Consider the following 12,115-nt stretch of genomic DNA (forward strand, 5'->3'; position numbering starts at 1 on the left):
ATCCCCCTTCTTACTTCTCTTTGGAATAATCGCGGATCCGCGGAGGGATCAGCGAAACGTCAACCGGTTCATAAGAAATTTCCGGACCATCCGGCGTCCAAGTCGCTTTGGTGGTTTTCAGGAATTCTTCGTCGTTGCGATCCGGGAATTCAGGCTTGTAATGCGCACCGCGGCTCTCGTTGCGCAGCAGCGCTCCGAGGGTCATGGCTTCGGCAAGCTCGAGCATGTTCCACAGCTGGCGCGTAAAGGAAGCACCCGGATTGTTCCAGCGCGATTTATCGTTGATGTTGATGTTCTTGTAGCGCTGCTTCATGTCCTTGATCTTGCCAATGGTCTGCTCCAGCTTGTCATTGTAGCGAACAACCGTCATATTGTTATTCATCATTTCGCCAAGCTCTTTATGGATGCCGTATGCGTTCTCGTTGCCATCCATTTTGAGGATGCTTTCGTATTTGTCATCCTGCAGCTTTTTGTATCTCTCGAATACGCTCGACGATACGTCCGCAGCCGACTTCTTCAGTCCCTTGATATACTCGACAGCTTTCGGTCCGGCTACCATACCGCCATAGATCGCAGATACGAGCGAGTTTGCGCCCAAACGGTTCGCGCCGTGGTATTGATAGTCGCATTCGCCAGCTGCGAACAGCCCGGGAATGTTCGTCATTTGGTTGTAATCAACCCACATGCCGCCCATGGAGTAATGCACGGCAGGGTAAATTTTCATCGGGATTTTGCGAGGATCGTCGCCGACAAATTTCTCATAGATTTCGATGATGCCGCCAAGCTTCACGTCCAGCTCTTTCGGATCCTTATGCGATAAATCGAGATAAACCGTATTCTCCCCGTTGACGCCAAGTCCCTGGTTTACGCACACGTCATAAATTTCGCGTGTCGCGATATCCCGCGGAACGAGGTTGCCATAAGCCGGGTATTTCTCTTCAAGGAAGTACCAAGGCTTGCCGTCTTTGTACGTCCAGATCCGTCCGCCTTCGCCGCGCGCGGATTCGGACATCAGGCGCAGCTTGTCATCCCCAGGGATGGCCGTCGGGTGAATCTGAATGAACTCGCCGTTCGCATAATGCACGCCCTGCTGGTATACGGCACTTGCTGCTGTACCTGTGTTGATGACCGAGTTGGTCGTTCTGCCGAATACGATGCCGGGGCCGCCGGTCGCAAGAATAACCGCATCCGCAGCAAACGTATGAATTTCCATCGTGCGTAGATCCTGCGCGCAAATGCCGCGGCATACGCCGTCATCATCGAGAACTGCGGACAGGAACTCCCAGTGCTCATGCTTCGTTACGAGGCCTTCCGCTTCGTGACGGCGTACCTGCTCATCAAGAGCGTACAGCAGCTGCTGGCCTGTCGTAGCGCCCGCATACGCCGTGCGGTGATGCTTAGTACCGCCGAAACGGCGGAAATCAAGCAAGCCTTCCGGCGTCCGGTTGAACATTACGCCCATGCGGTCCATCAGGTGAATGATGCCGGGAGCGGCTTCGCACATCGCTTTGACCGGAGGCTGATTGGCCAGGAAGTCACCGCCATATACGGTGTCGTCAAAGTGGATCCATGGTGAATCGCCTTCACCTTTGGTGTTTACGGCTCCGTTAATACCGCCCTGCGCGCAAACGGAGTGAGATCTTTTGACAGGAACCAACGAGAACAAGTGAACATGGACGCCGGCTTCCGCCGATTTGATGGTAGCCATCAGGCCCGCCAGACCGCCGCCCACGATAATTACATTATTTGTTGCCATTCACGATCACTCTCCTTAACTAAAAACTGACTTTACAGTATCAAGCAATACGGCTGCTTCCTGGAATTCCGCTCTGCGGAAAGCTACCATGGACAGCACGAACAGCAGTGCAACGACTACGAACAGCGTCATGCAGACATACGAAGATACGCGCTGCGCGCGCGGTCCGACCGTGATGCCCCAGCTGACCAGGAAAGACCACAGACCATTGGCGAAGTGGAACGATGCGGATACGACGCCGATGAGGTACAGAATGAACAGCCCCGGCTGCGTCATGATGTCGTGCATCACGCTGCCCAGCTCCTCATGGGTCACGTTCCCGAGCGCAACCTGAATACGGGTTTCATACAAGTGCCAGACGATGTACACAAAGGTAATGACGCCTGTAATCCGCTGGAACAAGTAGCGCCAGTTGCGGGAATACTGGAAGCGCCCGTTATTCGGCTTGGCCTGATAGGCAATATACAAACCGAAAACGCCGTGGTAGAGCAGCGGAAGATAAATCAGCACCCACTCCAGCACGATGACAAGCGGAAGGTCGTTCAGCAGCTTCACACCTGCGTTGAAACGCCCCGGACCTCCCTCGAATGCACCGAAATTCGTCAGCGCATGCTCAATGAAAAACAAGCCGAGCGGAATGACTCCAAGAAGCGAATGCAGCTTTCTGGAAGAATAACCATTCATAGATTGACGTGCCCCTTTCTCACTTTACAACGTTTTCAAAATTCATTTTTCGACATTTCACAGCTATTCTCTTTTAAAGTGTGAACAACTTGTGGCACATTTCATGTTACTCTTTTTTTTCTTATAATGGAATTGCAATATAATTATTAATCGTTATAATCTAGATGCATATATAACATAAGGCGTACAAACTCGCTGTGAACTATTTCATAATACATCAAAGGAGGTGATTTTCGCATGTTCGAGGATCTGGACGTTTTCGCCACCATCGTCGAGCAGTCCAGCCTGAATAAGGCTTCCAAGCTGCTCAATCTGTCTCAGCCTGCGCTGTCCCGCAAAATCTCCAAACTGGAGGACGAGCTCGGCGTCAGTCTTTTCAATCGCCGCGGCAAAAGACTGGAGCTTACCGCATTCGGACAGACCGCGTATAACTTCGCTTTGGAGCAGCGGCAGCAGCAGGCGAAATTCATACAGTTGATCGCCAAATATAAAGGAGACGAGCAAATTTCCGTCACGCTCGGAGCCAGTCTGACCACCCTGCAAACGACGCTGCCGCCGCTCGTCACCGCTTTTATGGAGAAGCATCCGACGGCCGAGCTCAAGCTCATCACAGGGAAGACGCATGAGATCGTATCTGCCGTGCGGGACAAAAAGCTGGATGCGGGCATTGTCGCCTCCTCCATCGAAGAACCCGGCCTGCGGTGTACGGCCTTGTTTGACGATCACCTGGAGCTCATCCTCCACAAAAATCATCCGCTTACTGAGCAGGCCGAGGTGGGCATGGATGAGCTTCACGGCCTCCCCATGATTATTTTTTCAACGGGAACCTGGTACCGCAAACTAACGGATGAGCTCTTTCATCGCGCTGGCGTCGTACCGGACATCCGCATGGAGATGGATTCGTTCGAAGCCATCGTACGGCTCCTGCCTGCCTGTAAGGCAGCTGCCCTGCTTCCCAAATCGTATCTGCGCCGTCAGCTCCTGGAAGACAACGATTTGGTGAGTATTCATATTCCGGCGCTCAAAGAAACGAGGCGTACCACTTCGCTGATCTATTCCGAGAACGGAGGATTAAGCGCCGGTGCCAAACGCTGGATCGAAGAAACCAAGTCTATCTTCGGCCAGTATGTACAATCCACCGGACTCTGAATCTTAGAGTCAGGGCTGTTTACACAAAAAGCTGCCCTTCTCCGCCATATTTCGTGCGCCTGAAGAGCAGCTTATGTTTGTACCCAAGAAAGCTTCGCTTCAACCAAACTTCCGAATGATTCAGCCTGCCGTCTTAAGGCCCTTCCGTCCCGGGCTTAATCTCAAGCCCCAGCTTGCGTGCAGCAAGCCCCGTGGTGCTGGCCTGCAGCAGAATCGTCAGCATGATCGCCATGAACGTGATTGCCGAAATCGCGCTGGCATGCTGGACGCCCATCCCCACAATCAAGCCGGACAACGCCGCCGGAATGACGCCGGTTTCGCGTACCCACATCATGAACAGCAGCTCGCGCCAGGACCACTTCACCTTGCGGTCCGGCAAGGCGCACAGCAGAATCGTCAGCGGCCGGGCAACAAACATCAGGACGAGCACCGCGATCAGGCTCTGCCAGAAGTATTCGCCAAGCACCTTGAAATCGACCTGGCTTCCCAGCAAAATAAAAATCAGCATCCGCATCATCACGCTGGTATTATCCGCAAAGCTTCCCGTTTCCTCCAGCTTGTCATCCATGGAAAGTCCCATCGTATCGGCATTGCCCCAGATCAGACCGGCCACGAACGTCGCCATAAAGCCACTCACATGAAGCAAGTCTCCTATTAAATAGGAAGAAAGTGCAACGACAATCATGGCGATCGTCGTGTAATCCTTCAGCACGCCAAGGCGGAAATGCGCAACGAGATAGGTCAGGATTGTCGAGACGACCGCTCCGACGAGAATGCCGCCGACGGCTGTTTTGACAAAGTCCCATGCCATATTTCCGACATGCAAAGACTCGCCGCCTGTCACCGCCGCGAGCAGCGCAAAGGTCAGAATCGAGCCCGTTGCGTCATTGAAGGCGGACTCGCTCTCCACCGTTTCCCTCACCCGCTCCTTAATCTTGACCTGCTTAAAGACCGGAATGATCGAAGCGGGGTCGGTCGAAGCAATGACCGCAGCCGCCAGAAAGGAGAAGATCCAGTCCAGCCCGAACAAATAATGCACGGCGAGGCCTACGACGCCAGTCGTGATAATGACGCCGGGAACACTAAGCAGCGAAAGGCTGATCCACACTTTTTTCAGTCCGCTGAGCCGTAAGTTGCGGCCTCCGTCAAACAGAATCAGCGCCGACCCCACGGTCAGGATCAGCTGATTGATCAGCGAGCTGCTGGAGGCATTGATCAGATGCAGGCCTCTTCCAAGCACCATGCCGGCGATGATGAATACGGCCACGTCGGGCAAACGGAGCCAGGACGCCAGCCTTCCGGCCAGCATCCCGACGGTAATGATGAATAACAGCAAAATTAAAATATGATGGATAATTTCAGTCGTCGAGGACTCCATGGCTTTGTCACTTCCTGCTCTATTTTACGTTCACGGCTTCGCTCTCGAAGCGGTCGATATTCGAATTGGAGCCAATAATGACCATGATATCCCCTACATGAAGCTGGTCCATCGCGGTTGGAGCAACAATGATCTTTCCTTCACGATGCAGCGCGACGATGCTGCAGCCGAATTTGGCCCGGGTATTGATCTCGCTTAACGTTTTGCCATCCAGCGCTTTCGGCACCGTCATTTCGACGATGCTGTACTCCTTGGACAGCTCGATATAATCAAGCAGGTTCGGCGTTACCAGCTGATGCGCCACGCGGATTCCCATGTCCCGTTCCGGAAAAATGACCCGGTCCACGCCCAGCTTGCCGAGCGCGCGCCCGTGCAGGATCGAGATCGCTTTGGCGACAACCGTTCGCACGCCAAGATCCTTCAGCAAAATCGCCGCGAGAATGCTCATCTGGATATCGTCCCCGATGGCCACGATGCCGCAGTCGAAATTCCGTATCCCCAGCGACTTTAATACTTCCTCGTCCGTGGCGTCCGCCACGACCGCATGGGTCAGGTATTCGCTCATATTGCTGACGACCTCTTCATTTTTGTCGATGCCTAGCACCTCATACCCCAGATCGATCAGCTCCAGTGCAAGACTGGAACCGAAACGTCCCAGACCGATCACGACAAACTGCTGTGTTTTCATCTCTCTCCCGATACTCCTTATATAATCAAATTTCTTGTCTCTCTATACTTAATCCGGCATCTACCCGATAATAATTTTCCCTTCGGGATGGCGATACAATTCCTTGCCTTTCTTCGGACCCAGCGCATAGGCCAGCGTCAGCGGACCGAGACGTCCGGCAAACATCGTCAGACTGATAAGAATCTTCCCTACCAGCGACAAATGCGGCGTCAGGCCGAGCGTTAAGCCGACCGTGCCGAAGGCCGAAGTCGTTTCATACAAAATCGTCAGAAAGTTGCTGTCTTCCGTCGTTGAAAGCACCATCGCGACGCCGACCACCAAAAACAAAGCCAGGAACGTAATCGTCAGCGCCTTAAAAATGCGTTCCTGTGCAAGACGGTAACGGAAGAGCACGATATCGTCGCGGCCCCGGATCATGGCGATTACTGCGCCCACCATGATTGTAAAGGTCGTCGTTTTGATACCGCCGCCGGTCGATCCCGGCGAAGCGCCGATGAACATGAGTATGACCATGAAGAATTGGGATGCCTGCCGCATGCCTGCCAGATCAATCGTATTAGCGCCTGCCGTACGCGGCGTCACCGACTGGAAGAAGGATGCGAGCACTTTGCCGCCCCAATTCAAGGAGCCGAGCGTTTTGGGATTGGTGAACTCGAACACAAAAATAACGAGAGCCCCGATCAGGATCAGCGCCGCCGTCATGGACAGCACGATCTTGGAATGCAGGGACAGCCTCCGGTTCTTGCGATATTCCACCAAATCCGACAAGACGATAAAGCCAATGCCGCCAGATACAATCAGAAACATCACGACAAAGTTCACGAGCGGATCGTACACATACCCGGTCAAGGAATTGAAATGGCCGAACAGGTCGAAGCCCGCGTTGTTGAACATGGATACGCCATGAAATATACCGAAGTAGATGGCCCGTCCCACCGGCATGTCGAAGGACCAGCGAACCGCGAACAGAATGGCGCCGCAGCCTTCGATAAGGAGCGAGAACAGCAGAACCTTGCGGATCAGACGCACGATGCCTTCCATTGTATTCTGGTTCATGGCTTCCTGCAGAATCAGGCGGTCGCGCAGCGAGATCCTGCGTTTCAGAACGAGCGAGAACAGGGTTGCCATGGTCATGAAACCGAGTCCCCCCACCTGGATAAGCAGCATGATCACAACTTGTCCGAAGGTGCTGAAAAAAGTACCTGTATCTTTGACAACCAAACCCGTAACGCATGTCGCCGACGTCGCGGTGAACAAGGCATCGATAAACCGAAGCGGCTTGCCCGTCGTGTTGGATATCGGCAGGGTGAGAAGTATGGCCCCGATCAGGATAATAGCGGCGAACCCCAAAACAAGTATTTGCGGGGGCGCCAATCGAAACCATTTGAATTTAGCTGTCAACATATCCACCTCTTACGAAAAAAGTCAAAAGAAAAAAAGCATCGGAAATCCAATGCCTTTCGGTTTGGGCTCCTGCTGCATAACGCCTACGAGGTTAGCTGACGGATTCGGGCATGCACAGGTTGCCCTATTCGCTCCTATTCAAGCGAAATTCACCCCTAAATAATGGTTCCCCCGTTTTCAAACTGAAATTCGGCGCGTGTTATTCAATTGCATCAAAATTATAATCCTTATTGTTTTACATCACAAAGCCATAATTCGTATGAAAAACTCGGAATACAGCCTGATTGCATCACAATTCTCATAAAAGTCTGCCATTCTCTTGAGTTTACAACTTCTTTTCTTCGTTTTCATCGTATTTTCATGACTCTTTCCGCGAAAACTGGCATTCCTGGGACATCGTATGCTATGTTTACGTTTATACTATGTATATAACCAATCATTTCACTATTAAAAAAGGGGGCATCTCATGAATCCCGTCGGACAACCACTCCAGCTCAAGGCGAATTACAAGCGGCTGGGCGTGTTCGCGGTCATTGGTCTTGTTCTGTTCGTCCTGTTCCAGATCCTGCCTTCCACCGCTTCGGACACGCTCGAGCAGCAAGATGCGAAGGTGATCAGCAAGGAGCAGGCGCAAAAAGCCGCCGCGGCATTCGCGCAGGATTCGCTTCATCTCCAGATTGACAAGGGAGACGAGGCGCTAGTTACTTACCAGTCCAGCTCCGACCTTTATGGTTATTTATCGAGAGAAAAGCTGCTGGACCAATACAACAAAACATACGAAAAAAACTATCCCTACGACGTCTTCCGCGTGCGGCTGACAGAGCAGGGAGATGGCGGCTACGCCAACATCGACATACATATGAAGTCAGGCAAGCCCATCGCATTCTCGTTGACGCCGCAATATTCCCGGTACTCTGCAGCGATGGCCGAGCCCAATAAGGAAAAACGGGACAACAAGCTGCGCATCGTCGAGGGAGACTTAACCCTTCAGGATAAAAAGCAGCTCGCCGATCCGTGGATCAAGCAGGCCGGCCTCGATCCGGCCAAACTGGAGGCAGCTGCCGGGGACGGCGGAGCAGGACTCGTATACACAGATCCAAGCCAAGCCATCGGCAGCTCGAACCTGCAGCTCAGGTTTGCATTCGAAGACAATGCCATTCATTCCTTCCAGCCGACCTTCTCCATTCCTGAAGGCCATGCAGCTTATGTCGATAAGGAAACAACCAAAGCCAAGTGGCTTACCATCGTGGGCTACGGGCTGCTCACGTTTGCCCTCGGCGTGCTCGCCATCGTCTACAGCGCATTGACACGGCATCACACCTCCTTTAAAAGAGGCATCTTTCTGAGCGTTTTTTATTTTGCAGTAGCCACGTTCAGTACTTATAACATGCTGCCTGCGCTTCAAGCGGAGGGACTTACCGGGTTTGGTCTTACCATCGGCATGATCGTCCAGACGTTCTTCAATCTCGTCATGGCTGCGCTCCTGTATTTCTCCCTGGTTGGCGGTGACGGGCTTTGGCGCAAATCCGGCGTGAATGCCTGGGCCCGTGCCAAAGAGCCGGGATACGGCCCTTACGTGCTTCACAGCATGTTTACAGGCTTCCTGTGGGCGTTCATTCTGATGGGTGTGCAATCCGTCATCTACATCGTGCTCGATAAAACGATTCACAGCTGGTCCACTACCGATGCCACGCAGTCGCCGTACAACATGCTGTATCCTTGGCTTCTGCCGATCATGGCTTGGATGGCAGGCATTTCCGAAGAGGCGGTATACCGTTTATTCGGGATTCCGATGCTCAAAAAACTCGTCCGCAATACGTTTGTGGCCTGCCTCATCCCTACCTTGATATGGGCGTTCGGACATACGCTGTACCCGATCTACCCGGTTATGACGCGGCCGATCGAGCTGACCGTTATCGGGCTGATCTTCAGTTTTATATTCCTGAAGCACGGTTATATTGCGGCCATGTTCAGCCACGTCGTGTTCGACAGCGTGCTCATGAGCTTCAGCCTGTTCGCCCTCGGCGACGTTCCTGACATTCTCGCAGGCATCGTCACGATCATTATGCCGGCTGTGGTCGCTTACATCGTTTATCTCGTGAACAAAAATAAAGGCTCATCAGGAACGCGTCCGATCCTGACAGAATAAAAGCGCAAAAGAAAAAGGAGTCATGTTCATGACTCCTCATCCTGCAGGGCTGCTATAATCTGCTTCGCCAGTTTATCCCCTATCGAAAGAGGCCGGAAATCATCGATGCTGGCCTCTTTTATTTTTTTCAGCGATCCAAAATGCTTTAAGAGCAGCTTGCGCCGCTTTTCTCCGATGCCGGGAATCGAATCCAGCTTCGACACCACCATCGATTTGCCGCGCTGTTCACGGTGAAAGGTGATGGCAAAACGGTGAACCTCATCCTGAATCCGCTGCAGCAGATAGAATTCCTGGCTGTCGCGCGGAAGATCCACCGGTTCAGGCGGATCTCCGACCATCAGCTGTGCGGTTCTATGCTTCACGTCCTTGACCAGGCCGCACACCGGAATGAAAAGGCCCAGCTCATTTTCGAGCACATCAACCGCTGCCGAAATTTGTCCCTTGCCTCCGTCCACAACAATCAGATCGGGCATCTCCAGATTTTCCTTCAGCACGCGTTCATAGCGGCGCCGGATCACCTCCCGCATCGTTTCATAATCATCCGGTCCCTGCACGGAGCGGACCTTATATTTGCGGTACTCTTTTTTGTCCGGCTTGCCGTCTATAAAAACCACCATCGCGGAAACGGGGTTGGTTCCCTGAATGTTGGAGTTGTCAAATGCTTCGATCCGGTGCAGCCGCTCAATGCCGATCGACTGGCCCAGATTGGATGCAGCCTTGAAGGTTCTTTCCTCGTCCCGTTCAATCAGCCTGAACTTCTCGTCGAGCGACACCTTGGCGTTTTCGATCGCCATGCCCACCATCTGCCGCTTCATGCCACGCTGCGGCACGAGCACCTTGATCCCGAGCCATTCCTGCATCGAAGCAGCGGCTCCGGCGGCATCCAGCGAGTCGGACCCTGCCGCGGCGCCGGCTTCGGCCTGCACTTCAGCTTCCTTCGGCATGTCCGGAAGAAGAATCTCCTGCGGCAGAGCCGGGTTATCGCTGTAATACTGCGTCACGAATGTCATAAAATCGTTGTACGCTTCGCCGTAGAACGGAAAAGCCGACGCGTGGCGCTGCACCATTTTCCCCTGCCGCATGTAGAGAATCTGCACGCACATCCAGCCTTTATCCACGGCAAATCCAAGCACGTCCCGGTCTCTCGCATCCGCCGTCGTGATCTTCTGCTTCTCCATGATCGCATCGATGTTCAGAATCTGGTCGCGGAGCTCCTTGGCCCGTTCGAAATACAGCTCTTCGGCAGCCTCCTCCATTTTCCGCTGAAGCTCCTTCTTGATCTCCTCATGTCCGCCGCTTAGAAAGGACGTAATTTCCTGGGTAATGCGATCGTATTCCGACTGCTGCACGTCCTTCTCGCAAGGAGCCAGGCATTGACCCATGTGATAATACAGGCATACCTCCTTCGGCATGACCCCGCATTTGCGCAGAGGGTACATCCGGTCCAGCAGCTTTTTGGTTTGCTGTGCCGCATAAGCGTTCGGATAAGGTCCGAAGTACTTGGCCTTATCCTTGAGGACCTTCCTCGTCACTTCAAGACGCGGATGCGGTTCGTTGGTAATTTTTATATATGGAAACGTCTTGTCATCTTTCAGCAAAACGTTATATCTCGGCATATGCGTTTTAATCAGGTTGCACTCGAGGATCAGGGCCTCGATATTGCTGCCTGTGACGATATATTCGAAGTCGCGGATATCGGCCACAAGCCGCTGCGTCTTTCCGTCATGGCTGCCGGTGAAATAGGAACGGACGCGGTTTTTCAGCACTTTGGCCTTGCCCACGTAAATGATTTTGCCGTCCGTGTTTTTCATTAAGTAGCATCCGGGCAAATCCGGGAGCAGCGCAAGCTTATTGCGTATATTGTCCATCGCTTTCTCATAATCGCGTAATGACTCCGTCGTTTCGTCCATGCAAAGTTCCTCCTCCCGGTCTTTAAGATATCATGAAATCGATAAAATCCAAAGAGTTATCGCAAAACAACCAAACAAAGCGCCCCCGGATTATCCGGAGGCGCATCATATGGTTGATCGTGAAATATGCTTAATTATTGATGTTTGGAGATGATATTCTTCAGGTTTTCCTTGGAATTCAGACCTACCACTTTATCAACAGGTTGGCCGTCTTTGAAGAAGATCAATGTCGGGATGCTCATCACGCCGAAACGGGAAGCCGTTTCCGGATTTTCATCCACGTTCAATTTGGCAATTTTCACGGAGTCGCCCATTTCGTTTGAAAGGTCATCCAGAATTGGAGCGATCATTTTGCAAGGACCGCACCAAGGCGCCCAGAAGTCAACCAATACTGTACCTTGGCCTTCAATTTCAGCATTAAAGGATTGGTCAGTTACATTCACAATAGCCATAATCATTTTCCTCCTTATAAAAAGCTGAATTTCAACAAACTGATATGTCTTTTCGGACAGTTTAAGTATAACACATTGTTTCTTGAAATGTAAATTCCTTAATTACAGATCTTGTGAACTTTGCCCCAAAGTGTTGCTTCATATGAGTACAATTAAACGAATTTCGCCCCGCTTAAACGGCTCCGGTCCGAGCCGCCCTTTTTTCTGCCGTATAAGCCGGCGAAGCCCGCGTCCCCTCTATAAGTATTCACCATATATTCTTTACAAATTCTTTGGAAATTGGGTATACTAATGTTAACTCGGGTTTCTCTGTCAATGACAACGCTCATTTACATAATGTGAAACCATCCTGAGGGAGGCATTGTGATTATGGATGCAAACGTGCAAGCAAACGATCCGCGGAAACACGTGAACGAAGAGCCGCGCAATGACTTGATGGATCTGATGAACGGCTTCGGGGGCATGGCTTTGCTTATGACCCTTATTTTCGCTGTCATGGTCATTATCAAGTTTGTTATTTCCGGCTAACGGAACCTTGCGGATAC

Annotated in this window: 10 protein-coding genes and 1 riboswitch; of the genes, 3 read left to right on the plus strand and 7 right to left on the minus strand. The window is 52.1% G+C overall.

The genetic code is table 11. From position 1 onward, the window contains the following. Positions 1-10 precede the first annotated feature (10 nt). Together sdhA and ACTHPM_RS22335 are read right to left on the minus strand one after the other, a co-directional pair. A complete protein-coding gene (gene sdhA / locus ACTHPM_RS22330) occupies positions 11-1,756 on the minus strand; it encodes a succinate dehydrogenase flavoprotein subunit (protein WP_440397664.1) in 1,746 nt (581 codons plus the stop codon). A gap of 15 nt (positions 1,757-1,771) precedes the next feature. Further along, on the minus strand, positions 1,772-2,440 hold the full coding sequence (locus ACTHPM_RS22335) for a succinate dehydrogenase cytochrome b558 subunit (RefSeq protein ID WP_440397665.1): 669 nt from the start codon (positions 2,438-2,440) through the stop codon (positions 1,772-1,774). Positions 2,441-2,677: 237 nt separating this feature from the next. Between ACTHPM_RS22335 and ACTHPM_RS22340 the strand changes: the two genes are divergently transcribed. Then, positions 2,678-3,589, plus strand: a complete 912-nt coding sequence (locus ACTHPM_RS22340; RefSeq protein WP_440397666.1) for a LysR family transcriptional regulator — start codon at positions 2,678-2,680, stop codon at positions 3,587-3,589. A 133-nt stretch (positions 3,590-3,722) separates the two neighbouring features. On the opposite strand, the gene ACTHPM_RS22345 is transcribed toward ACTHPM_RS22340, so the two are convergent. From ACTHPM_RS22345 to ACTHPM_RS22355, 3 genes are read right to left on the minus strand one after another with little or no spacing between them, the layout of a single operon-like run. Next, complete coding sequence (locus ACTHPM_RS22345; protein ID WP_440397667.1) at positions 3,723-4,967, minus strand: cation:proton antiporter; 1,245 nt, start codon at positions 4,965-4,967, stop codon at positions 3,723-3,725. 19 nt (positions 4,968-4,986) lie between these two features. Then, the gene (locus ACTHPM_RS22350; protein WP_440397668.1) at positions 4,987-5,655 is read right to left on the minus strand and encodes a potassium channel family protein; all 669 of its coding nucleotides are present in this window, start codon (positions 5,653-5,655) and stop codon (positions 4,987-4,989) included. Positions 5,656-5,715: 60 nt separating this feature from the next. Continuing rightward, a complete protein-coding gene (locus ACTHPM_RS22355; protein ID WP_440397669.1) occupies positions 5,716-7,056 on the minus strand; it encodes a TrkH family potassium uptake protein in 1,341 nt (446 codons plus the stop codon). Positions 7,057-7,124: 68 nt separating this feature from the next. Continuing rightward, positions 7,125-7,264, minus strand: a riboswitch (cyclic di-AMP (ydaO/yuaA leader). A 261-nt stretch (positions 7,265-7,525) separates the two neighbouring features. Between ACTHPM_RS22355 and ACTHPM_RS22360 the strand changes: the two genes are divergently transcribed. Further along, positions 7,526-9,208 (plus strand): CPBP family intramembrane glutamic endopeptidase, encoded by a 1,683-nt coding sequence (locus ACTHPM_RS22360; RefSeq protein WP_440397670.1) that lies wholly within the window; start codon positions 7,526-7,528, stop codon positions 9,206-9,208. A 26-nt stretch (positions 9,209-9,234) separates the two neighbouring features. On the opposite strand, the gene uvrC is transcribed toward ACTHPM_RS22360, so the two are convergent. Beyond that, entirely contained in the window at positions 9,235-11,118 is a 1,884-nt protein-coding gene (gene uvrC / locus ACTHPM_RS22365; protein ID WP_440397671.1) for an excinuclease ABC subunit UvrC, read from the minus strand. A 134-nt stretch (positions 11,119-11,252) separates the two neighbouring features. Then, positions 11,253-11,570 (minus strand): thioredoxin, encoded by a 318-nt coding sequence (trxA, locus tag ACTHPM_RS22370; protein ID WP_136608436.1) that lies wholly within the window; start codon positions 11,568-11,570, stop codon positions 11,253-11,255. A gap of 369 nt (positions 11,571-11,939) precedes the next feature. Between trxA and ACTHPM_RS22375 the strand changes: the two genes are divergently transcribed. Beyond that, on the plus strand, positions 11,940-12,098 hold the full coding sequence (locus ACTHPM_RS22375; RefSeq protein ID WP_440397672.1) for a YqzM family protein: 159 nt from the start codon (positions 11,940-11,942) through the stop codon (positions 12,096-12,098). Positions 12,099-12,115 lie beyond the last annotated feature (17 nt).

It is taken from the genome of Paenibacillus sp. SAFN-054 (assembly GCF_051966755.1).
Classification (GTDB): Bacteria; Bacillota; Bacilli; order Paenibacillales; family Paenibacillaceae; genus Paenibacillus_AQ.

What these genes read in the sequence shown, in the direction of transcription:
- ACTHPM_RS22345 (WP_440397667.1), bottom strand. Translation starts at nt 4,967, where the DNA reads ATGGAGTCCTCGACGACTGAAATTATCCATCATATTTTAATTTTGCTG.
- ACTHPM_RS22360 (WP_440397670.1), top strand. Translation starts at nt 7,526, where the DNA reads ATGAATCCCGTCGGACAACCACTCCAGCTCAAGGCGAATTACAAGCGG.
- sdhA (WP_440397664.1), bottom strand. Translation starts at nt 1,756, where the DNA reads ATGGCAACAAATAATGTAATTATCGTGGGCGGCGGTCTGGCGGGCCTG.
- ACTHPM_RS22335 (WP_440397665.1), bottom strand. Translation starts at nt 2,440, where the DNA reads ATGAATGGTTATTCTTCCAGAAAGCTGCATTCGCTTCTTGGAGTCATT.
- uvrC (WP_440397671.1), bottom strand. Translation starts at nt 11,118, where the DNA reads ATGGACGAAACGACGGAGTCATTACGCGATTATGAGAAAGCGATGGAC.
- ACTHPM_RS22340 (WP_440397666.1), top strand. Translation starts at nt 2,678, where the DNA reads ATGTTCGAGGATCTGGACGTTTTCGCCACCATCGTCGAGCAGTCCAGC.
- ACTHPM_RS22350 (WP_440397668.1), bottom strand. Translation starts at nt 5,655, where the DNA reads ATGAAAACACAGCAGTTTGTCGTGATCGGTCTGGGACGTTTCGGTTCC.
- trxA (WP_136608436.1), bottom strand. Translation starts at nt 11,570, where the DNA reads ATGGCTATTGTGAATGTAACTGACCAATCCTTTAATGCTGAAATTGAA.
- ACTHPM_RS22375 (WP_440397672.1), top strand. Translation starts at nt 11,940, where the DNA reads ATGGATGCAAACGTGCAAGCAAACGATCCGCGGAAACACGTGAACGAA.